Source organism: Streptomyces sp. NPDC050548, assembly GCF_044457385.1.
In the GTDB taxonomy this organism is placed as follows: domain Bacteria; phylum Actinomycetota; class Actinomycetes; order Streptomycetales; family Streptomycetaceae; genus Streptomyces.
Genome location: NZ_JBITGV010000018.1, coordinates 77,687 through 100,026, shown reverse-complemented (window position 1 = coordinate 100,026; position 22,340 = coordinate 77,687). Strand labels below are relative to the sequence as shown.

At 70.4% G+C, this 22,340-nt stretch carries 18 protein-coding genes and 1 riboswitch; of the genes, 9 read left to right on the top strand and 9 right to left on the bottom strand.

The window, feature by feature from the left end:
- Positions 1-16: 16 nt before the first annotated feature.
- The 5 genes from ACIBJH_RS38010 to ACIBJH_RS37990 form a co-directional block, all read right to left on the bottom strand.
- Positions 17-697: a response regulator gene (locus ACIBJH_RS38010; protein ID WP_399121491.1), complete on the bottom strand. Its 681-nt coding sequence runs from the start codon at positions 695-697 to the stop codon at positions 17-19.
- Complete coding sequence (locus ACIBJH_RS38005) at positions 694-2,349, bottom strand: ATP-binding protein (protein WP_399121490.1); 1,656 nt, start codon at positions 2,347-2,349, stop codon at positions 694-696. Before ACIBJH_RS38005 ends, ACIBJH_RS38010 begins: the two co-directional genes overlap by 4 nt.
- Positions 2,350-2,583: 234 nt before the next feature.
- Positions 2,584-3,057: a hypothetical protein gene (locus tag ACIBJH_RS38000; protein WP_399121489.1), complete on the bottom strand. Its 474-nt coding sequence runs from the start codon at positions 3,055-3,057 to the stop codon at positions 2,584-2,586.
- A gap of 206 nt (positions 3,058-3,263) precedes the next feature.
- On the bottom strand, positions 3,264-4,202 hold the full coding sequence (locus ACIBJH_RS37995) for a sucrase ferredoxin (RefSeq protein ID WP_399121488.1): 939 nt from the start codon (positions 4,200-4,202) through the stop codon (positions 3,264-3,266).
- A gap of 54 nt (positions 4,203-4,256) precedes the next feature.
- A complete protein-coding gene (locus tag ACIBJH_RS37990) occupies positions 4,257-5,513 on the bottom strand; it encodes a citrate synthase (RefSeq protein ID WP_399121487.1) in 1,257 nt (418 codons plus the stop codon).
- 97 nt (positions 5,514-5,610) lie between these two features.
- Here ACIBJH_RS37990 and ACIBJH_RS37985 point away from each other — a divergent pair, with 97 nt between their 5' ends.
- Complete coding sequence (locus tag ACIBJH_RS37985) at positions 5,611-6,777, top strand: citrate synthase/methylcitrate synthase (RefSeq protein WP_399121486.1); 1,167 nt, start codon at positions 5,611-5,613, stop codon at positions 6,775-6,777.
- 251 nt (positions 6,778-7,028) lie between these two features.
- Here the strand turns inward: ACIBJH_RS37985 and ACIBJH_RS37980 are convergent, their stop codons facing one another.
- On the bottom strand, positions 7,029-7,265 hold the full coding sequence (locus ACIBJH_RS37980; RefSeq protein WP_026179195.1) for a hypothetical protein: 237 nt from the start codon (positions 7,263-7,265) through the stop codon (positions 7,029-7,031).
- A gap of 129 nt (positions 7,266-7,394) precedes the next feature.
- A complete protein-coding gene (locus tag ACIBJH_RS37975) occupies positions 7,395-7,940 on the bottom strand; it encodes a DUF6082 family protein (protein WP_399121485.1) in 546 nt (181 codons plus the stop codon).
- 320 nt (positions 7,941-8,260) lie between these two features.
- Between ACIBJH_RS37975 and ACIBJH_RS37970 the strand changes: the two genes are divergently transcribed.
- Entirely contained in the window at positions 8,261-9,376 is a 1,116-nt protein-coding gene (locus ACIBJH_RS37970) for a CobW family GTP-binding protein (RefSeq protein WP_399121484.1), read from the top strand.
- A gap of 11 nt (positions 9,377-9,387) precedes the next feature.
- Here ACIBJH_RS37970 and ACIBJH_RS37965 read toward each other — a convergent pair whose 3' ends face one another.
- Positions 9,388-11,844, bottom strand: a complete 2,457-nt coding sequence (locus ACIBJH_RS37965) for a DNA topoisomerase (ATP-hydrolyzing) subunit A (RefSeq protein WP_399121483.1) — start codon at positions 11,842-11,844, stop codon at positions 9,388-9,390.
- A 333-nt stretch (positions 11,845-12,177) separates the two neighbouring features.
- Between ACIBJH_RS37965 and ACIBJH_RS37960 the strand changes: the two genes are divergently transcribed.
- The 4 genes from ACIBJH_RS37960 to ACIBJH_RS37945 all read left to right on the top strand — a co-directional run bounded on the left by ACIBJH_RS37960 (position 12,178) and on the right by ACIBJH_RS37945 (position 16,945).
- Entirely contained in the window at positions 12,178-13,542 is a 1,365-nt protein-coding gene (locus tag ACIBJH_RS37960; RefSeq protein WP_399121568.1) for a M16 family metallopeptidase, read from the top strand.
- Complete coding sequence (locus ACIBJH_RS37955; protein WP_399121482.1) at positions 13,539-14,927, top strand: M16 family metallopeptidase; 1,389 nt, start codon at positions 13,539-13,541, stop codon at positions 14,925-14,927. The genes ACIBJH_RS37960 and ACIBJH_RS37955 overlap by 4 nt, the downstream gene beginning before the upstream one ends.
- A 202-nt stretch (positions 14,928-15,129) precedes the next feature.
- Positions 15,130-15,293, top strand: a riboswitch (cyclic di-AMP (ydaO/yuaA leader).
- Positions 15,294-15,306: 13 nt separating this feature from the next.
- Positions 15,307-16,062 carry a M23 family metallopeptidase gene (locus tag ACIBJH_RS37950; protein ID WP_399121481.1) on the top strand — a complete coding sequence of 252 codons (756 nt, stop codon included), beginning with the start codon at positions 15,307-15,309 and terminating at the stop codon, positions 16,060-16,062.
- Between the two features lie 187 nt (positions 16,063-16,249).
- Positions 16,250-16,945, top strand: coding sequence for a GntR family transcriptional regulator (locus ACIBJH_RS37945; protein WP_399121480.1), 696 nt, complete (start codon positions 16,250-16,252; stop codon positions 16,943-16,945).
- Between the two features lie 161 nt (positions 16,946-17,106).
- On the opposite strand, the gene ACIBJH_RS37940 is transcribed toward ACIBJH_RS37945, so the two are convergent.
- Positions 17,107-17,388 carry an HPr family phosphocarrier protein gene (locus ACIBJH_RS37940; RefSeq protein WP_019072943.1) on the bottom strand — a complete coding sequence of 94 codons (282 nt, stop codon included), beginning with the start codon at positions 17,386-17,388 and terminating at the stop codon, positions 17,107-17,109.
- 187 nt (positions 17,389-17,575) lie between these two features.
- Between ACIBJH_RS37940 and ACIBJH_RS37935 the strand changes: the two genes are divergently transcribed.
- The 3 genes from ACIBJH_RS37935 (at position 17,576) to ACIBJH_RS37925 (ending at position 22,334) form a co-directional block, all read left to right on the top strand.
- On the top strand, positions 17,576-20,383 hold the full coding sequence (locus tag ACIBJH_RS37935) for a GNAT family N-acetyltransferase (RefSeq protein WP_399121479.1): 2,808 nt from the start codon (positions 17,576-17,578) through the stop codon (positions 20,381-20,383).
- Positions 20,384-20,502: 119 nt separating this feature from the next.
- Positions 20,503-21,090, top strand: coding sequence for a DUF5998 family protein (locus tag ACIBJH_RS37930; protein WP_200711021.1), 588 nt, complete (start codon positions 20,503-20,505; stop codon positions 21,088-21,090).
- Entirely contained in the window at positions 21,090-22,334 is a 1,245-nt protein-coding gene (locus tag ACIBJH_RS37925; protein WP_399121478.1) for an alkaline phosphatase family protein, read from the top strand. The genes ACIBJH_RS37930 and ACIBJH_RS37925 overlap by 1 nt, the downstream gene beginning before the upstream one ends.
- Positions 22,335-22,340: the final 6 nt, after the last annotated feature.

Here is a 22,340-nt window from a genome sequence, read left to right as displayed (position 1 = left end):
CGCAGCGTGAGCGCGTTCAGGCGCGGGTCGCCCACACATACCTGTGTTCGGGGCGGCCCGCGTCGCCGTATTTGAGCGTCAGTCTGGCCCGTCCGGTGCGCTCCAGGAGCTTCAGATAGCGCTGGGCGGTCTGCCGGCTCACCCCGGTGCGGTCGGCGATCTCCTGGGCGGACAGGGGGCCTTCGGCGTTCATCAGGGACTGGCGCACGAGTTCCGCGGTGGTGGGGGAGTGTCCTTTGGGCAGTCCGGGCTCCGACGGCGTGGACAGGGCGCCGAAGATGCGGTCCACCTCGGCCTGTTCGGCCTCGCCGCCGCCGTCGAGGGTGCGGCGCAGTTCGGCGTACGCCTCCAGTTTGGCCCGCAGGCCCGCGAAGGCGAACGGCTTCACCAGGTACTGCAGCGCCCCCTGCCGCATCGCGGCCTGCACGGTCGTCACGTCACGGGCCGCCGTCACCATGATCACGTCTGTCTGGTGGCCGCGTCGGCGCATCTCCTGGACCACCGCGAGCCCCGTGTCGTCCGGCAGATAGTGGTCCAGGAGGACCAGGTCGAGGCGGGGCAGCGTCTCCAACTGGCGGAGCGCATCGGCCGCGTTGTGGGCCTCGCCGGCCACGTGGAAGCCCGGGACCTTCTCGACGTAGGCGGCGTTGACCCGGGCCACCCGGGTGTCGTCGTCGACGACCAGGACCTCGATCATCGTGACTCCTCGTCGGCCGGGGCGAGCACCAGTTCCGGCTCCGGCTCGGTCAGTGCCTCGGGGAGTACGACCGTGAACTGCGCGCCCCCGCCGTCCGCTTCGCCCACGGTGGCGCTGCCGCCCTGTCGTTCGGCGAATCGTCGCACCAGAGAGAGCCCCAGTCCCCGCTTGCCGTGCGCGGGTGGCTTCTTGGTGGACCACCCCTCGGTGAAGACCAACTCCCGCTGGTCCGCGGAGATCCCGGGTCCTGTGTCGTGCACCCTGAGCACGATCGCGCGGCCCTCGGAGCGCAATTCGACCTCCACGCGCGCGTGTGCGGTGCCGGCGACCGCGTCCAGCGCGTTGTCCACCAGGTTGCCCACGACCGTGACCAGGCTCCTGGGATCGATCACCCGGTCCGGCAGCCGGGTGCGGTCCGCGACCCACAACGCGACCCCGCGTTCGGCCGCGACGGTCGCTTTGCCGACCAGGAGGGCGGCCAGTAGCGGGTCCTGGATCTTCTCCGTCACCTGCTCGGAGGTGACCCGATGATCGCCGACCACCTCGCCGACGAACTCCGCGGCGTCGTCGTACATCTCCAGTTCCAGCAGGCCGAGCAGGGTGTGCATCCGGTTGGCGTGCTCGTGGTCCTGGGCACGCAGAGCGTCGATGAGACCGTGCGTCGAGTCCAACTCCCGGCCGAGCTGCTCCAGTTCGGTGCGGTCGCGCAGGGTGGCCACGGCACCGTCGTCGTCGGTGGGCATGCGGTTGGCGACCAGGACCCGCTGGCCGCACACGGTGAGCAGGTCGGTGCCGGTCACCCGGCCGGCCAGGACGTCGGTCGTACGGCCCTCGCCGAGCGCCTCGTCGGGAGACCGGCCGACGGCCTCGTCGCCGATGCCCAGCAGTCTGCGGGCCTCGTCGTTCAGCAGGCGGATACGGCCGCCGCGGTCGAGCGCCACGACTCCCTCGCGGATACCGTGCAGCATCGCCTCGCGCTCCGAGAGAAGCGCCGAGATATCGGAGAAGGCCAGGTCACGGGTCTGCCGTTGAACCCTTCGGGAGATCAGCCAGGCGGCCAGCGCGCCGACCGCGAGGGCACCGCCGGCGTAGGCGAACAACCCGGGGATCGCACTGAGGAGCCGGGCGCGCACACTGTCGTAGGCGATACCGACCGAGACGGCCCCGATGATCCGGTGGTCGGTGTCGTACAGGGGCACCTTGCCGCGGGCCGAGCGGCCCAGGGTGCCTTTGTCGATCTCCATGACGTCCTTGCCCGCCAAGGCGTCGCTCGGGTCGGTGGAGACACGGCGGCCGATCTCCCCGGGCGTGGGATGCGACCAGCGCACCCACTGCCGGTTCATCACCACGATGTACTCGGCCCCGGTGGCGTGCCGGATCCGCTCGGCCTCCTTCTGCACGGGGCCGTTCCTGGTCGGCGGGGTGTTCTGGACGCCTGCGGCGATCTGCGGGTCCTGCGCCGTGGTCTGGGCGATGGCCAGAGCGCGGCGCATCGCCTCGTGGTCCAGCTGTTTGCTCAGCGGTTCCAGGAAGAGTCCGGTCGCGAGCACCGCGACTCCCGCGGCGATGGCGACCTGCATCAGCAGAACCTGTGAGAACGCCCGCCTGGGCAGCCCGAGGCGTCGGCGGCGCGCGGGAGGAGTGGAACTCATGCCCACGACGGTACGTGGGCGGACGGCGGTCGCCCCCAGGGGTGTGGCATGAATCTCGTGGCGAATCCGCGTGTGCGGCTGCATCGGAAAGGTGGGATTGCCACGGGAAATGGGTGCGATTTCCTCAGTCATTTCGTCCTCCGGGGCGATGGGCCCGTACGGAAGGACGCCTCCCGTACGGGCCCATCTGGGCAAGGACGACGAAATTCCCTGCACGTCCGCCGCGAGGAATTTCTATCCCTTGGCGAGGATCTTGCCCTTGGGGTTCACCATGATGTAAGTGCCTTTGATCGTCTTGCCGCTGTTGTTCGCGACCCACATCTCGGTGTAGTAGACCGACTTGTAGGACTTGGCCGCCACCGCCGCCTCGAACGAGCCGTTGCTCTGCTTCTTTCCCCAGGTGTGGGAGTCGGCCCCGGCGTTGTTCTTGTACGTGATCTCCACATGAGGGTGGCAGCGCGGATCGCTGCCCCCGCCGGCGCTGTAGTAGGCAATGCCGGAAAGGAACACGTGCTTGCCGTGGTATCCAGGAAAGTTCGTCGTGTCGGCCTGGATCCAGTTGTAGGTGCATTGGTTGTGGGTGCCGCCGGCTACCCGCCCGGAGGTCTGCGGGTAGTGCGGACCTTCCGCGAACGCCGCGGTGGCACCGCCGAGCACGACGGCCGCACCGAGGGCCGTGGCCGTGAATCCGCGCTTCTTCCAATTCATGTTCTTTTCCCCCTGGTCAGTTGTGAATGGTCGCGCACAATTTGGTGTCGTTCGGCCTGCGAGTACGGCTGCGACGGGGTGAAAGTGAAGTTCCCATGTGCGAACGACGTTCAACTTAGCCACCGGTGATCAGGTGTTCAATCGACTTGAGCTAGATCTGAGCCCGATGGTCAATTGCCCAGGGAAGTGCCCGGGAGGGGGCCGCCTCAGTTCGACAGCGCCGTCGCCGGCTCACGCACCGCCACCACGTCCATCCGTGCCGGCGCGCCGAGAACCGACGCCCCACAGCTTTCGGGCCGGGGCGGCAGTGAGGCGCCCTGGGCGACGATCACGCGCCAGTGGCGTCCGTCGGTGTGCGCGACCGTCACCTCCCAGCGGGGTGCGCCGCCGTCCGTCCGTACGACGCTCAGCGCGTCCGTCGCGTACTCGCGTGCCGCCGTCCGTACGGCCAGCTCCGCCGCCTGTCCGGGCCGTTCCCAGGCCGAAGCGCCCCGGCAGCCCTCGACGACCACACGGCCCTCCTGGACGCCCTGGAGGATCTCCTTGACGGTGTGGGCGCCGACGCGCCCGTACGCGTAGCCGTACGGCAGGACGAGCACCGTGGGTGAGAAGCGATGGCCGCCCAGATGGGTGACCTCCCAGGCGCCCTCGACCCCGGAGGCGGCGAGTTCCGCGGCGAGCGGACGGCCCAGGAGCGCGCAGCAGCGGTCGCGCTTGCCGTTGGTGCAGACGAGCGCGAGCGGATCACCGGTGTGGGCTCGCCCGCCGAGCGCCGAGCCGAACGAGTGCGGGTCGCCCGCGCCGAGGGCGGCGAAGTCGAGGCCGAGCAGGTCTCGCGGGTCGGTCGTCGTGGCGCTGTGCAGCCACGCGTTTCCAGGAACGGTGTGGGCCGCGTACACCTGGCGTACCCGTGACGGCGCAGGGTCGGCGTGCCGCCCGGGACGCCGGATGAGCGCGATCCGCACGCCCGTGTTCGTGGCCGCCGTTTCCAGGGCACGCCCGAGCACGGGGTCCAGGTGGCTCGAAGTGAGCGCTTTGGCACCCCAAGGACCGGGCTGTTCCAGCAGCAGCCACGTTGTCGCCGTGGCCGCGGTTCCGGAAATGGGCTCGTCGAGGTCCCGAGAGACGGTCGCGCACGTACTCACAGAGGTGAGCCTAACCTGACTTGCCCCGGGGCGACTTCCGGCCGGGCTCGTGTCCTACTCCGGTAGTGGTTGAGGCGGTTTCGGGCCGACGTAGTGACCGCTGGGGCGCATCCGCAGCGGGCGCTCGCCGTACTCCTCCAGGGCGTGCGCGATCCAGCCCGCGGTCCGGGCGACCGCGAAGATCGTCTCGCCCGCCGTGGAGGGCATGCCCGAGGAGGCGGTGAGGACAGCGAGCGCCAGGTCGACGTTGGCGTGCAGCGGGGTGTGGCGGGCGGTGGTGGCTACGATGTCACGGGCCGCGGCGAGGGCGGGCCCGGCGCCGGGAACGTCCTTCAGGAGGGCGAACAGGGCACGCGCGCGTGGGTCTTCGCCCGGGTAGAGCCGGTGGCCGAGTCCGGGGATACGGCGGCCGGCCCGCAGTTCGTCGGCGACCACCGGGGCCGCGCTGCCCTGGTCGAGCACGTCGAGCAGCATCCGGTGCGCCAGACCGCTGGCCGCGCCGTGCAGCGGGCCTTCGAGGACGCCCAGGCCGGAGGAGACGGCCGCGTAGGCGTGCGCGCGGGCCGAGGCGGCGACCCGCACGGCGAGCGTGGACGCGGCCAGGTCGTGGTCGACGAGCAGGCCAAGTGCCGTGTCCAGGACGCGCAGTGACGCCTCGTCGGCAGGACGGCCGCTCAGCCGCGCCCACAGGCGGTGGGCCAGCGGACCCTCGTCGCGATGGGTGCGCCGCACCGGCGGCAGGGCGGCGACGAGGGTGGGGATGAGGGTGCGGGCCGTGCCGAGCACGGCGTCCTCGGAGAGGTCGAAGCGCAGCGGGTCCGCGGTCGCCGCCGCGATGGCCGCGACCCGCAACCGGTCGGTGGGGCCAGCGTGTTCGGGCAGCGCGTCGACGGCGCGGCGAGCGACGGCGACGGCCGCCCTGGGCGCGGTGAACGTGATCCCGGGACGCAACTCCCCGGTCCACAGCCACTCGGCGATCTCTTCGTAGGAGTGGCGCGCGGCCAGCTCGGTCGCGTCGACGCCCCTGAAGAAGTACCGGTCCTTCTCGATGAGCGTGATCCGGGTGCGCACGGACAACTCGCCCCCGGAACCCGAACTCCCGTTGCTCTCCCGTCTGTTGCGCCGCGCGAGCGCCTCCACCTCCTTGGCGTCGAAGGTGCTGCCCCGGCCACCGGGCTCGCGCCTGCTGCCCAGCTGTCCGCGACTCACGTACGCGTACACGGTCTCGGGCTTCACACCGAGCAGCTCGGCGGTCTCCTTGGTGCTCAGCCGCCGCTCGGGGTGACCGGGAGTGGGTTCTTGATCGCGCATGGAGGTCACCGTATCCACTTCTCATCGTATTGATTCAATCAATATTGACAGAGATTGAGTCAACCATGGACATTGAAATCAAGTCCAGGGAGGAAACATGTCCATCAACAGGGCCGCTGCCACTCGTATCGAGGTTCCGCGGGGACTCGCGGGCGTCGTCGTCACCGACACCCGAATCGGTGACGTCCGGGGGACCGAGGGCTTCTACCACTACCGCCAGTACTCCGCCGTCGAGCTCGCGCAGACCCGCGGCTTCGAGGATGTCTGGCATCTCCTGGCCAACGGCGAACTGCCGGACGCCGAACGGAGCGCCGCCTTCGCCGCCGAGACCGCGGCGCTGCGCCGGCTGCCCGACGAGGTGCGGGCCGCGCTGCCCGCCGTGGCGGCCGCGAGCGGGACGTCCGGACCGCTGTCCGGCATGCGTACGGCGTTGTCCCTGCTCGGCGCCGCGAAGGGTTTCCGGCCGGTGTACGACATCGACGCGGATGCGCGCCGCAGGGACACCCTTGTGGCGTCGGCCGCCGTACCGACGCTGCTGACCGCCCTGTACCGGCTGGGCCGGGGCCTTGATCCCGTGGAACCGCGCGAGGACCTCTCCTACGCGGCCAACTACCTGTACATGTTGACGGGTTCGGAGCCGGACAAGCAGCAGGTCAGGGCGATCGAGCAATACTTGATCTCCACCATTGACCACGGATTCAATGCGTCAACCTTCACTGCACGGGTCATCGCGTCGACCGGGGCCGATGTGGCGGCCTGCCTGGTCGGAGCCGTGGGGGCGCTCTCGGGCCCGCTGCACGGCGGTGCGCCCAGCCGCGCCCTGGACACCCTGGACGCGATCGGCACCCCGGACCGCATCGACCCCTGGATCCGTGAACGCGTCCTCGCCGGCGACCGCATCATGGGCTTCGGCCACGCGATCTACCGCACGGAGGACCCGCGCTCCCGGATGCTGCGCGAGGTCGCCCAGCAGTTCGGCGGACCCCGGGTCGAGTTCGCGGTCGAGGTCGAACGCCAGGTGGAGGCGATCCTCGCCGAACTCAAGCCGGGCCGCGAACTCCACACCAACGTCGAGTTCTACGCGGGGCTGGTGATGGAACTCTGCGGGCTGCCACGGGAGATGTTCACGCCCACGTTCGCTGCCGCGCGGGTGGTGGGCTGGGGCGCGAATGTGGTGGAGCAGGCGGAGGACTCGAAGATCATCCGGCCGGTGGCGCGGTATGTGGGGGTGGAGGCGCCGGTGGCGATGCCGGAGGCGGTGTGACAGATGCGTGAGGTCCGGCACCGGTCTGGTGCCGGACCCCACGAAGTCGTGGTCGAGCACTGCGCGGCGGGGTGGGTGCCGGTCGTCTCGAAGTGTTCCCGATGCGTCAGGGGGTCGTGCGCAAGGTGAAGTGAAGCGAGTGGAAAGCGGGCCTGCGGGGGACTCGTCGTCCGGAGGGTGCCCCTCAACAGGGGCGGCCGAGTGGACCTCAACGGTTGACGGTGTAGTCCATGGTGCGGCCCTGCTGTTTCTTATTCGTCGGGGATATCGGCCTTGGCGCGCAGAAGCGTGTCGCGGCTGATGATCACAATGCGTTCGTAGTCCGCGCGCGCTGCGTCAGGGGGAAGTTCCTGATCGAGCGCCGCCGTGGCCTCCGTCCCGATGACGGCGAACCGTCCGTCACTCAGTTCGAAGATGTCCGGGCATGTGTCGCCGGACAAACTGCCTCGTTCGCGTGGAGACGCACCAATGCGGCGCACGATGTTCAAAGAGATCCCTGTCCTTCGAAGGGGCGGATGGTAGCCCACCTGGGCGGGGACAGGGTAGCTGTCGATGTTGTCGGGTCCTGACAGCGGGTTCCGGAATGGCATGTCTTGTTGACGGTGTGTCAACTCCGTTCATTCTTCTGGTGGTTCGCCGACAACCCACCACTCTTCTGTGTCTGCTTCGTCTAAATCGCGGATCAGGCGATCCACCATTCGGCCCACCTTGGCTTCGGTCGACTCTGCCCTGAGGCTGGCCCGATGGGGCTGATGGGCGTGCCAGTAGTCGCGAAAGTTGCTGTTCTGGCAGATGGTCCGAAGATGACCGTGCAGTTCCTCCCAGTTGACGATGCCTACGCGGTAGGCAAGCACGGCGTTGTTGTACAGGGCGTTCGCGAACAGGTACTGGCGCTGCTTGACCGGCGAGTCCACTTGGACGTTGCTGTACACGGCGGCCAGGTCCGGATCCTCCATGGCTTTGGTCAGGAGGTAGAACTGCAGCCGCTGCTGCTCCGTCAGCATCGCCTGCCTGTCACTCTGCTCCACTTCGGCGACGCGCAGTCGAAGCTCCTCGAACTTGTGTCGCTGCGCTGCGAGCGCCGCGAGCACCCCCGCGGCGAAGGCGAGTCCTACGGCGGCGGTGGCACTGGGCCCTCGCGCCCCGCGGTTCTGTGTGGCCATGTCAACCCCCGAATCAGGCGGCCGTCCGCCGGTCGTCGGGGTGCGGGTCGACTGATGGGGACCGGCGAGCGATGGGCGGCGCTTGCCGTCTCCCAGAGTGCCGAGCGGCTCTGATCGGCAGGGAGGCGGAGAGGAGGCGCACGGAGGGAAGCGAGGGTCGCACGAACCGGCGCCTTCCCCAACGTGTGCCCCGCGCGGAGCGCCAACAATCGTTCACTTCGCGGCGATTCTTCCGGCTCGTATCCTGGGGCGGCATTCAACCTCCGTACGTGCACCCGACCGCGATCCGGTGCACGCGTCGGCGTGAAAGAGGTCGCACGTTGAGCCCGCACAACCCGAGCGCACACCCGAGCCCGAGCGAGAGCGGGGCGCCGGTTTCAAGTCCCCCGCAGATCCCCGTCGTCGTACTCGCCGGATTCCTCGGCTCCGGCAAGACGACTCTGCTCAACCACCTGCTGCACCGCAGCGGAGGCAGCCGTATCGGCGCGATCGTCAACGACTTCGGGGCGATCGAGATCGACGCGCTGGCCGTGGCCGGGGCCCTCGGCGACTCGACCGTCTCGCTTGGCAACGGATGCCTGTGCTGCGCCGTCGACGCCAGTGAACTCGACGTCTACCTGGAGCGGCTCGCCCGCCCCGCCGCCGGTATCGACGTCATCGTCATCGAGGCCAGCGGACTGGCCGAACCGGAGGAACTGGTGCGCATGCTGCTCGCCAGTGAGCATCCGGGGATCGTCTACGGCGGACTCGTCGAGGTCGTCGACGCCGCCGAGTTCGACGACACGCGCGCGAAGCACCCCGAGATCGACCGGCATCTCTCCCTCGCCGACCTGGTCGTCGTCAACAAGCTCGACCGTGCGGTCGACGCCCCGCGCGTCCTCGGACTCGTCCGCTCCCTCACCGACCGGGCCGCCGTGGTGCCCGCCACCTACGGCCGTGTCGACCCGGAGTTCCTCTTCGACTGCCGGCCCAGCGAGGAGCGCGTCGGGCAACTGACCTTCGACGACCTGCACGAGCACACCGGCGACGAGCACGAGCACGCGGACCATCTGCACACCGCCTACGACAGCCTCTCCTTCGCCTCCGACGTGCCGATGGACCCGCGCGGGCTGATGGCGTTCCTGGACAGCAGGCCCGAGGGGCTCTACCGGATCAAGGGATACGTCGACTTCGGCGCCCACGATCCCCGCAACCGGTACGTGGTGCACGCCGTAGGACGGTTCCTGCGGTTCTATCCCGAGCCCTGGGCGAGCGGCGACGCCCGGCTGACGCAGCTCGTGCTGATCGGCAGCGGTCTCGAACCGGCCGCGCTCGGCAAGGAGTTGGAGGCGTGCCAGGACGGCGACGCCCCACACGCCGACGAGCACGGCATGTGGGGCGTCCTGCGCTACGTACAAGAACCGGACCAGGAACCGGAGTTCGAGCCGGAGCTGTAAGCCTGACGGGGCTACACCGGGCCCGCCACCACCGACACCGTCTTCGGCAGGGACACGCCCGAGCCGTCGCGGCGCGGGTCCATCTCCGGGAGTTCGGCCGGGGTGCCGTCCCGTTGCGCGGCCTTCGCCGGTACGGCGCCCGCCCAGGCCAGGGACAGGCAGTCCTCGCCCTTCAGGAAGCGCTGGCAGCGGACGCCGCCGGTGGCGCGGCCCTTGCGGGGGTACTGGTCGAACGGGGTCAGCTTGGCCGTCGTCTGGACGGAGTCGTCCAGCGTGCCGCGCGAGCCCGCGACCGTGAACACCACCGCGTCCACGGCCGGGTCGACGGCCGTGAACGAGATGACCTTCGCGCCGTCGGTGAGCTTGATGCCCGCCATACCGCCGGCCGGGCGGCCCTGGGGGCGCACCTGGGAGGCCTGGTAGCGCAGGAGTTGGGCGTCGTCCGTGATGAAGACGAGGTCCTCCTCACCGGTGCGCAGCTCGATCGCGCCGACGATCCGGTCGCCGTCCTTGAGCGTGATGACCTCCAACTCCTCCTTGTTCGTGGGGTAGTCGGGGACCACGCGCTTGACGACGCCCTGTTCCGTGCCGATGGCCAGACCCGGGGAGGACTCGTCGAGGGTCGTCAGGCAGATGACCGTCTCGCCCTCCTCCAGGGAGACGAACTCCGTGACCGCCGCGCCGCCGGAGAGGTTCGGCGCGGACGCCGTCTCCGGGAGCTGCGGGAGGTCGACGACGTTGATACGCAGCAGCCGGCCGGCCGAGGTGACCGCGCCCAACTCGCCGCGGGCGGTGGCCGGGACCGCCGAGACGATCACGTCGTGCTTGACGCGCCGGGCCTCGGTGTCCTCCGGGAAGGGCTCACCGTTCGCCGTACGGGCCAGCAGGCCCGTCGAGGAGAGCAGCACCCGGCACGGGTCGTCGGCGACCTGGAGCGGCACGGTGGCGGCGGGTGTGCCCGCCGACTCCAGCAGGACCGTACGCCGGTCCGTGCCGAACTTCTTCGCCACCGCGGCCAGTTCGGTCGAGACCAGCTTCCGCAGCTCGGTGTCCGACTCCAGGATGCGGGTCAGCTCGGCGATCTCCGCGGTGAGGCGCTCCATCTCCGACTCCAGCTCGATCCGGTCGAACCGGGTGAGCCGGCGCAGCGGCGTGTCCAGGATGTACTGCGTCTGGATGTCCGACAGCGAGAAGCGCTCCATCAGGCTCTGCTTCGCCTGCGCGGAGTTGTCGCTGGAGCGGATGATCCGGATGACCTCGTCGATGTCGACGAGCGCGGTGAGCAGGCCCTCGACCAGGTGGAGACGGTCGCGCCGCTTGGTGCGGCGGAACTCGCTGCGTCGCCGTACGACGTTGAAGCGGTGGTCGAGATAGACCTCCAGGAGCTCCTTGAGGCCCAGGGTGAGGGGCTGGCCGTCGACCAGGGCGACGTTGTTGATGCCGAAGGACTCCTCCATCGGCGTCAGCTTGAAGAGCTGCTCCAGGACCGCTTCCGGGACGAAACCGTTCTTGATCTCGATGACCAGGCGCAGGCCGTGCGCGCGGTCGGTGAGGTCCTTGACGTCGGCGATGCCCTGCAGCTTCTTCGCGCCGACCAGGTCCTTGATCTTGGCGATCACCTTCTCCGGGCCCACGGTGAAGGGCAGTTCGGTGACGACCAGGCCCTTGCGGCGCGGAGTGACGTCGTCCACCGTCACCGTGGCGCGGATCTTGAAGGTGCCGCGGCCCGTCTCGTACGCGTCCCGGATGCCGCTGAGACCGACGATGCGGCCGCCCGTCGGCAGGTCGGGGCCCGGGACATGGCGCATCAGGGTGTCGAGGTCCGCGTTCGGATAGCGGATCAGATGGCGGGCCGCCGCGATGACTTCGCCCAGGTTGTGCGGCGGCATGTTGGTGGCCATGCCGACGGCGATGCCCGACGAGCCGTTCACCAGGAGGTTCGGGAAGGCGGCGGGCAGAGCCACCGGCTCCCGCTCCTGGCCGTCGTAGTTCGGGGCGAAGTCGACCGTGTCCTCGTCGATCGACTCGGTCATCAGGTTCGCGGCCTCGGACGGCCGGCACTCGGTGTACCGCATGGCGGCGGGCGGGTCGTCGTTGCCCAGCGAGCCGAAGTTGCCGTGGCCGTCGGCCAGGGGAACGCGCATGGAGAAGGGCTGGGCCATGCGCACCAGGGCGTCGTAGATCGACGCGTCGCCGTGCGGGTGCAGCTTGCCCATGACGTCGCCGACGACACGCGCGCACTTCACATAGCCGCGGTCGGGGCGCAGCCCCATCTCGTCCATCTGGTAGACGATCCGTCGGTGGACCGGCTTCAGGCCGTCCCGGGCGTCCGGCAGGGCGCGGGAGTAGATGACCGAGTACGCGTACTCAAGGTAGGAGCCCTGCATCTCGTCGACGACGTCGATGTCGAGGATCCGCTCCTCGAACGAGTCGTCGGGCGGCGGGGTCTTCGTGCTGCGGCGGGCCATCGCTGCCGGCTCCTCTTTTCTGGTCGCTCGCCTGGGGGTCGCTCCCCTTCGGCTCACTCTTGCTGAAGCGTGAACGGGGTCTTGACGTGAACCATTGTGGACCGCGGCACTGACAACGCGGACCAGGACCCGGCGTTGGCCGCTCGGCTCCGTCACCGACGGCTGCCGCGTGGGTCCACGTGTGCGACTGCCCGCAGGCTACGCGATCTCGCTCTCGGCGTACGTCCGCCGGGAACTTCGCCGACCGTCCGCACGCTTGCATACAGTGGCGGGACGAGCAGGATTTCTGCGGTTCCAGCCAGATAATCCGCGATCGAAGGGACGTACATGCCCATGGGTCACACGGCCACCGCCGAGGCAGGGTCCGGCGGTCTGACAGCGACCGAACACCGTTTGGCCAACGGTCTGCGTGTGGTGCTCTCCGAGGACCACCTGACCCCGGTCGCGGCGGTGTGCCTCTGGTACGACGTCGGTTCCCGCCACGAGGTCAAGGGGCGTACCGGCCTGGCTCACCTCTTCGAGCACCTGATGTTCCAGGGCTCCGGACAGGTCAAGGGCAACGGCCACTTCGAACTGGTGCAGGGCGCGGGCGGTTCGCTCAACGGCACCACCAGTTTCGAGCGCACCAACTACTTCGAGACCATGCCCACCCACCAGTTGGAGCTCGCCCTCTGGCTCGAAGCCGACCGCATGGGCTCCCTGTTGGCCGCTCTTGACGAAGAGTCCATGGAGAACCAGCGCGACGTCGTCAAGAACGAACGCCGCCAGCGCTACGACAACGTGCCCTACGGGACGGCGTTCGAGAAGCTGACCGCCCTCGCCTACCCGGAGGGCCACCCCTACCACCACACGCCCATCGGCTCGATGGCGGACCTGGACGCGGCCACCCTGGAGGACGCCCGCGCGTTCTTCCGCACCTACTACGCGCCCAACAACGCGGTGCTGTCCGTGGTCGGCGACATCGACCCCGAGCAGACGCTCGCCTGGATCGAGAAGTACTTCGGGTCCATCGCGGCGCACGACGGCAAGCCCGAGCCCCGGGACGGCGCACTGCCCGACACGATGGGCGGCGAACTGCGCGAGATCATCGAGGAGGAGGTCCCGGCGCGCGCCCTGATGTGCGCCTACCGGCTCCCGGAGGACGGCACGCGCGCGTCCGACGCGGCCGACCTGGCCCTCACCATCCTCGGCGGCGGCGAGTCCTCGCTCCTCTACAACCGCCTCGTACGACGCGACCGTACGGCCGTCGCGGCCGGTTTCGGGCTGCTTCGGCTGGCCGGAGCGCCCTCCCTGGGGTGGCTGGACGTCAAGACGTCCGGGGACGTCGAGGTGCCCGTCATCGAGGCCGCCATCGACGAGGAGCTCGCCCGGTTCGCCGCGGAGGGCCCCACGGCCGAGGAAATGGAGCGCGCCCAGGCCCAGTTGGAGCGCGAGTGGCTGGACCGGCTGGGCACGGTCGCGGGCCGCGCGGACGAACTGTGCCGCTACGCCGTCCTGTTCGGCGACCCACAGCTCGCCCTGACCGCCGTACAGCGCGTCCTGGACGTGACGGCGGAGGAGGTCCAGGGGGTCGCCAAGGCGCGACTGCGGCCCGACAACCGCGCGGTGCTCGTCTACGAGCCGATCGCGGACGATGACGCCGAGGACGACGAAGCAGCGGCCGAGGCCGGCGACGAGAACGAGGAGGCGGCCAAGTGACCGAGCTCGCCACGATGGAATTCCACCCGCAGCCCCAGGCGGGCGAGGCCAGGCCGTGGGCCTTCCCGGCGCCCGAGCGCGGGACGCTCGGCAACGGCCTGACCGTTCTGCGCTGTCACCGACCCGGCCAGCAGGTCGTCGCCGTCGAGGTGCTCCTCGACGCGCCCCTGGAGGCCGAACCGGCCGGCCTGGACGGGGTCGCCACGATCACCGCGCGCGCCTTCTCCGAGGGCACCGACAAGCACTCCGCCGAGGAGTTCGCCGCCGAGCTGGAGCGCTCCGGCGCCACCCTCGACGCGCACGCCGACCACCCGGGCATCCGGCTGAGCCTGGAGGTCCCGGCCTCGCGCCTGGCCAAGGGCCTCGGCCTGCTGTCGGACGCCCTCAGGGCACCCGCCTTCGCGGACAGCGAGGTCGAGCGGCTGGTCCGCAACCGCCTCGACGAGATCCCGCACGAGACGGCCAACCCGTCCCGCCGCGCGGCCAAGGAGCTCTCCAAGGAGCTGTTCCCGGCGAGTTCGCGCATGTCGCGCCCGCGCCAGGGCACCGAGGAGACCGTCCAGAAGATCGACTCCGGGGCCGTACGCGCCTTCTACGACCGGCACGTCCGCCCCGCGACCGCCACCGTCGTGGTCGTCGGCGACCTCACCGGCATCGACCTGGACACGCTGCTCGCCGACACCCTGGGCTCGTGGACGGGCTCCACCGCCCAGCCGCGCCCCGTGCCGCCGGTGACCGCCGACGACACCGGGCGGGTCGTGATCGTGCACCGGCCCGGCGCCGTCCAGACGCAGCTGCTCATCGGCCGCGTCGGAGCCGACCGGCACGACCGCGTGTGGCCGGCCCAGGTGCTCGGCACGTACTGCCTCGGCGGCACCCTCACCTCCCGCCTGGACCGCGTCCTGCGCGAGGAGAAGGGCTACACCTACGGTGTGCGGGCCTTCGGCCAGGTGCTGCGTTCGGCACCCGACGGCACGGGCGTCTCGATGCTCGCCATCAGCGGCTCCGTGGACACCCCCAACACGGGCCCCGCACTTGACGACCTGTGGACGGTGCTCCGCAAGCTCGCCGAGGGCGGACTCACCGACGCCGAGCGCGACATCGCCGTGCAGAACCTCGTCGGCGTGGCGCCGCTCAAGTACGAGACCGCGGCGGCCGTGACGAGCACGCTGGCCGACCAGGTCGAGCAGCACCTGCCCGACGACTACCAGGCGACCCTGTACCGGCAGCTCGCCGCGACCGGCACCGTGGAGGCCACCGCGGCGGTCGTCAACGCCTTCCCGGTGGACCGTCTGGTGACGGTCCTCGTGGGCGACGCGGAGCAGATCAAGGAGCCCGTCGAGGCCCTCGGCATCGGCGAAGTGACCGTCGTTCCGGCGGAGTAGACGCAACAGCGGCACGCGCGCGTGGGGGAGCCCTGGTGACGGAAGCGCCACCAGGGCTCCCTATTGTCCGAATTGGGGGAGAGGTTGCCTGTCTGCCCTGTGGCGTGCGCTACAAAAACCGTGATCCGTTTGGGGATTGAAAGTGGCCCCCCTTAGCGTCGGTCCGGCTGTCCGTCAGGCACCGCGCCGCACTCGCGGCACCGGACAGTCATCGCCGAGTCCCCGTACGGCGCGAGCCAGGGGAGCCGGGGACCCACATGAGTCCCTGGGGTGAATCGGACGCCCGCGCGCGTGGCGGGGGAGTCCGTAGGAGACCTTCCTGCTCCGAACCCGTCAGCTAACCCGGTAGGCGAGAAGGAAGGAAAGGACCAGCCACTTCATGGCGTTCACCCGCGCCACCGGGAAGCACCGTCGCCCGAGCCGGACCCACCGCACCACCGTTCGCGCCGTCAGCGTCGCCGCGTTCGCCACCACCGGAGTCGTCGGCACCCTGGCGAGCGCCCCCGCGTTCGCCGCCGAGCCCGCTCCCGAGCAGACCGGCCTCACGCCCGTCGTCGCCATCGGCGACTCCGTGGCCGAGAAGATCGACGCCCAGGCCGTCGCCCAGCGGCAGGCCGCCGCAGAGACGCTCGCCGAGGAGACTGCCCGCGCCAAGGCCGCCGCCCAGGCCGAGGCGGCCCGTGAGGCCCAGGCGCGCGCCGCCCGCGAGGCCGAGCGCAAGAGGCTCAACACCTTCGTCGCGCCGGTCGCCAACTCCTATGTGTCCACCGGCTACAAGACCGGCGGCTCCCTGTGGTCCTCCGGCGCCCACACGGGCATCGACTTCCACGCCTCGACCGGCACCAGCGTCCACGCGGTGGGCTCCGGCACCGTCGTCGAGGCCGGCTGGGGCGGCTCGTACGGCAACGAGGTCGTGATCAAGATGGCTGACGGCATGTACACCATGTACGGCCACCTGTCGTCCATCGGTGTCTCGGTCGGCCAGAAGGTCACCCCGGGCCAGCAGATCGGCCTCTCCGGGGCGACCGGCAACGTCACCGGACCACACCTCCACTTCGAGGCCCGTACGACCGCCGAGTACGGCTCCGACGTCGACCCCGTCGCCTACCTCCGCAAGCACGGCGTCAACGTCTGACGACGCACCGCCGCACTTCCCGGAGCCCCGGCCCGCCGGCCGGGGCTTTCGGCGTTTCCGGACCCCTCCTGTCCAAAAAATATCCATGGATTCCGGTCCGCCATCGGAAATTCCCGCTGATTGCAATAGAGTCACGGAACACACGTCAATCGTCGACGTTTCACGGGGATTAAGGCGGAGGTCGGACATGCGTATTCCGGCGCACTCGGTATGCACGGCGATCCGGGACGACATCGTCGCCGGTGTCTACGAGCGCGGCGGCCGGCTCACGGAGGAACTCCTCGCGCGCCGGTACGGCGTCTCGCGCGTGCCCGTGCGGGAGGCCCTGCGCACGCTGGAGGCGGAGGGGTTCGTGGTGACCCGGCGGCACGCGGGCGCGTGCGTCGCGGAGCCGACCGAGCAGGAGGCCGCCGACCTGCTGGAGATGCGGATGCTGCTGGAGCCGCTCGGCGCCTCGCGGGCCGCCCAGCGGCGCACCGAGGCCCACCTCAAGGTGCTGCGCGGCCTCGTCAGGCTGGGCCAGGAGCGCGCCAGGAGGGGCAACAGCGAGGATCTGCGCTCCCTGGGCAGCTGGTTCCACGAGACGCTGGCCCAGGCCTCCGGAAGCCCCGCGCTGACCTCGATGCTGACCCAGCTGCGGCACAAGATCGCCTGGATGTACGCGGTGGAGGCACCGGCCAACCCCGTGGAGTCCTGGGCGGAGCACGGGGCCATCGTGGACGCGGTGGCGCGCGGCGACGCCGAGCGCGCGCGGGCGATCACGGCCCTGCACACCGAGCGCGCGGGCAGCGCGCACCGGCTGCGCTTTCCCGGCGGCGCGAACGGCACGGACCGTGTGAGGACTTCGCAACCTCCCGTAAACATGACGGGTCTCCGGCATTAACACGGGCACCGTATACAAAGAAGAGGTAATTCGCGGGGGATTATTTCTGCTGCCCGCAAATGGAATTGCGAAGGGCTCGCCCGGTAATTCGGGCGAGCCCTTCGAGGTTGCGGCACATCGGTTTTGCGGCGAAATCACCGCAACCATCAATTGTGGGTTGTTCAGACGGTCTCGGGGAGTTCCTCAAGACCCTCCGCGACCAGCTTCGCCAGCCGGTCGAGGGCCGCGTCCGCGCCCTCGGCGTCCGACGCGAGGACGATCTCCTCGCCGCCCTGGGCACCCAGGCCCAGGACCGCGAGCATGGAGGCCGCGTTGACGGGGTTGCCGTCGGCCTTGGCGATCGTCACGGGGATACCTGCGGCCGTGGTGGCCCGGACGAAGATGGAGGCGGGGCGGGCGTGAAGGCCCTCCGCCCAGCCGACGTTGACGCGGCGCTCAGCCATGTGATGCTGCCCTTCAGAGTCTCAGGGTTGTCTAGACCAGTTTCCCACACGTGAAGCGAGCCCGGAGCGGCCCCGTGGACCGTCCGGAGAAGGGTGTCGGACCGCGGCCTCGGCCCCACTTCCCTCGCTGCATTCACCCACAGACTGCCTCGCGCCGTTGTCAGATGCGAGCCGTACGCTGGGCCCCATGCAGCAGACCTCGTCGGACCGGCACGAGTACCCCGCCCACTGGGAAGCCGACGTCGTGCTGCGCGACGGCGGTACCGCGCGCGTCAGGCCCATCACCGTCGACGACGCCGATCGCCTGGTCAGCTTCTACGAGCAGGTCTCCGACGAGTCGAAGTACTACCGCTTCTTCGCGCCGTACCCTCGCCTGTCCGCCAAGGATGTCCACCGCTTCACGCACCACGACTTTGTGGACCGGGTGGGACTCGCGGCCACCGTCGGCGGCGAGTTCATCGCCACCGTACGCTATGACCGCATTAGTGCCGACGGGCGTCCCGCGTCCGCCCCGGCCGACGAGGCCGAGGTCGCCTTCCTGGTGCAGGACGCGCACCAGGGGAGGGGTGTCGCCTCCGCCCTCCTGGAGCACATCGCGGCCGTCGCCCGCGAGCGCGGCATCCGCCGTTTCGCCGCCGAGGTGCTGCCCGCCAACAACAAGATGATCAAGGTGTTCACGGACGCCGGCTACACCCAGAAGCGCAGCTTCGAGGACGGCGTCGTACGCCTGGAGTTTGATCTCGAACCCACCGACAGGTCCCTCGCCGTGCAGCGCGCGCGGGAACAGCGCGCCGAAGCACGGTCCGTACGACGGCTGCTGGTGCCCGGCTCGGTCGCCGTCGTCGGCGTCGGCCGCACCCCCGGAGGGGTGGGCCGCAGCGTTCTCGACAACATCAGGGACGCCGGTTTCACCGGTGACCTGTACGCCGTGAACAAGGCCTTCCCCGAAGGGCAGAAGGAACTCGACGGGGTACCGGCCCACCGTTCGGTGCGCGACATCGAAGGCCACGTGGACCTCGCGGTCGTCGCCGTCCCCGTCGAACACGTCCCCCAGGTCGTCACCGAATGCGGCGAACACGGGGTCCAGGGGCTCGTCGTGGTCACCGCCGGTTACGCCGAAAGCGGCCCCGAGGGACGCGAACGCCAGCGCGAACTCGTCCGGCACGCGCGCACGTACGGCATGCGGATCATCGGGCCGAACGCCTTCGGGGTCATCAACACCGCCGCCGACGTACGGCTGAACGCGTCCCTCGCCCCCGAGATGCCCCGCCCCGGACGCATCGGACTGTTCGCCCAGTCCGGTGCCATCGGCATCGCCCTCCTCTCCCGTCTGCACCGACGCGGCGGCGGCGTCACCGGAGTCACCGGCGTCTCCACCTTCGTGTCGTCCGGCAACCGCGCGGACGTGTCCGGAAACGACGTCCTCCAGTACTGGTACGACGATCCCGACACCGACGTCGCCCTCATGTACCTGGAGTCCATCGGCAACCCCCGCAAGTTCACCCGCCTCGCCCGGCGCACCGCGGCGGCGAAGCCCCTGGTCGTGGTCCAGGGCGCCGGATCCGCGCCCCAGGGGCACGCCGTACGCGCGACACGCCTCCCGCACGCGACGGTGTCCGCGCTGCTGCGACAGGCCGGCGTGATCCGCGTCGAGACGATCACCGAACTCGTCGACACCGGGCTGCTGCTCGCCCGCCAGCCGCTGCCCGGCGGGGCACGGGTGGCGATCCTCGGGAACTCCGAGTCGCTGGGACTCCTGACGTACGACGCGTGCCTCTCCGAGGGGCTGCGCCCGCTCGCCCCGCTGGATCTGACCACGGCGGCCACGGCGACGGACTTCCACCGGGCCCTGTCGGAGGCGCTGGCCGACAAGGCGTGCGACGCGGTCGTGGTCACCGCGATACCGGCGGTGGGGGAGGGTCCCGCGGAGGACGCGGCGCTGGCCGAGGCCCTGCGGTCGGCGGCGGAGACCGTCCCCGGGAAGCCCGTGCTGGTGGTGCACGTGGAGCTAGGAGGGCTCGCGGCGGCGCTGTCGGCGGCGACCAGTACGGCACCGCGGGCCGTTTCGAGGCGGGAGGACTCCCAGCGCTCCGAGGACCGACCGCCCAGCGCGGTGCAGGCCCCCGAAGGGGTCGGCCTCATCCCCGCCTACCCCGCCGCCGAACGCGCGGTCCGCGCCCTCGCCGAAGCCGTGAAGTACGCCCAGTGGCGGCGCGAGTCCGTCGACCCCGGCCGGGTGCCCGAGTACGAGGACATCGACGAGAAGGGGGCCGCCGGGCTGATCGGCGGGCTCCTCGCGCGCGGGCAGGGCCTCACGCTCGGCGTCGACGAGACCTGCGAACTGCTCGGGATGTACGGCGTCGACGTGCACCGCGCGCTGCCCGCGCCCACCCCCGATGCCGCCGCCGAGGCCGCCCGCACCCTCGGCTACCCGGTCGCCCTCAAGGCCACCGCCCCGCACCTGCGACACCGCGCGGACCTGGGCGGCGTACGCCTGGATCTCGCGGACGAGGACCAACTGCGGCGGGCGTACGCCGAGTTGGGTGAGCTGTTCGGCAGGCCGGAGGAGCTGCGGCCCGTGGTGCAGCGGATGGCACCGCGCGGGGTCGACACGGTCGTACGGGCCGTCATCGATCCGGCGGCGGGCGCCGTGCTGTCGTTCGGGCTCGCCGGAGCCGCCTCGCAGCTGCTCGGGGACACCGCGCACCGGCTGATTCCGGTCACGGACCGGGAGGCCGGTTCGCTGATCCGGTCGATCCGGACTGCACCCCTCCTCTTCGGCTGGCGCGGCTCGACGCCCGTCGACACGCCTGCCCTGGAGGAACTGCTGCTGCGGGTGTCGCGACTGGTCGACGACCACCCCGAGGTGGTCGCGGTGACCCTGGAGCCGGTCGTCGTCGCCGCGCACGGCCTGAGCGTGCTCGGCGCCTCCGTCCGCCTGGCCCCGCCGCCGGTCCGCGACGACCTCGGCCCGAGGACGCTTCCCACGTACTGACGGACCTTCCCGCGCGCGGACGACCGCTTCCAGGTACTGATCCCGTGTACTGAGACGGCTGTGACAAGACCGTGCTCGGCGGTGCCTCGCAGTCAGTGGGCCACCGTAGGATGGACGTCATGGCCAAGACCAGTACGACGACCCAGGGGCTGCGTGCGGCGATCGAGCGCAGCGGCTACTACCCGGCCCTCGTGGCCGAGGCGGTGGAGGCCGCCGTGGGCGGCGAGCCGATCCGGTCGTTCCTGGTCCACCAGGAGACCACGTTCGACCAGAACGAGGTGCGCCGGCATGTGACCGTGCTCGTCCTCACCGGCAACCGCTTCATCGTCAGCCACACCGACGAGCAGGCCGCCGACACCACCTCCCCGACGCCGTACGCCACGACGTCCACGGAGTCCGTGAAGATCGGCCGGATCTCGTCGGTGGTGCTCAGCCGCGTGGTCGCCAACCCGGAGTCGTACAAGCCGGGCACACCGCCCCGTGAGGTCGTGCTGACCATCGGCTGGGGTGCCGTCTCCCGGATCGACCTGGAGCCGGCCGCCTGCGGCGACCCCAACTGCGAGGCCGACCACGGCTACACGGGCAACTCGACGGCGGACGACCTGAGCCTGCGCGTCAGCGAGGCCGGGGACGGCCCGGAGACGGTCCAGCAGACCCTCGCCTTCGCGCAGGCGCTCTCCGAGGCGACCGCGGACGTACCCCGCTGATGTCCCACCCGTCTCCCCCCGCCGCCCATGATCGAGGGCGCTCCGCGCCCACCCCTCCTGATTCCGCAACCTGGGACCACCCCGAACCCCTCGCCGTCGCCTCCGCGCCCGTCCCCGAGTACGGCTCCGGCTCGCTCGCGGACCTGCTGCCCACGCTGGCCGCCGGCATGGGCGTACCAGGTACGACCGCGGCGATCCCGGAGCTGACCGCGGCCGACCGCAACTGCGTCTTCCTGGTCGACGGCCTCGGCTGGGAGCAGATCAAGGACCACGCCGACGAGGCGCCGTACCTGCACGCGCTCCTCGGCAGCTCGCGCGGCGGCACAGGACGCCCGCTCACCGCCGGCTACCCGGCGACCACCGCGACCTCGCTGGCCTCCGTAGGCACCGGCCTGCCGCCCGGCGTGCACGGCCTGCCCGGCTACACCGTGCGCAACCCGGACACCGGTGCGCTGATGAACCAGCTGCGCTGGCAGCCGTGGACCGAGCCGAAGTCCTGGCAGCCGTACCCCACGATCTTCCAACTCGCCCAGGACGCGGGTGTGCACGCCGCCCAGGTGTCGTCCCCCACCTTCCAGAACACCCCGCTGACGAAGGTCGCGCTCAGTGGCGGAACGTTCCACGGGCGGCTCACCGGTGAGGAGCGCATGGACCTCGCGGCCGAGCAACTGGCCGCCGGGGACCGCTCCTTGGTCTACACGTACTACGCCGAACTCGACGGCGCGGGCCACCGCTACGGCGTCGCCTCCGACACCTGGCGCGGCCAACTCATGTACGTCGACCGGCTCGTCCAGCGCCTCGCCGAGCAACTGCCGCCGCGCAGCGCGCTGTACGTCACCGCCGACCACGGCATGATCGACGTGCCCTTCGACGAGGAGCACCGCATCGACTTCGACGCGGACTGGGAGTTGCGCGCCGGGGTCGCCCTGCTCGGCGGCGAGGGCCGCGCACGCCACGTCTACGCGGTGCGGGGCGCCGAGAACGACGTACTGACCTGCTGGCGCGAGGTGCTCGGCGAACAGTTCTGGGTGGCGTCGAGGGACGAGGCGATCATGGCGGGCTGGTTCGGCCCGACGGTCGACGAGCGTGTCCACCACCGCCTCGGCGACGTGATCGTGGCGGCCCGGGACGACGTCCTGGTCATCGCGTCCGAGCGGGAGCCGAAGGAGTCGGCGATGGTCGGCAACCACGGTTCCATGACCCCTGCCGAACAGCTGGTTCCCCTGCTCGAAGTACGCTCCTGAAGTCCC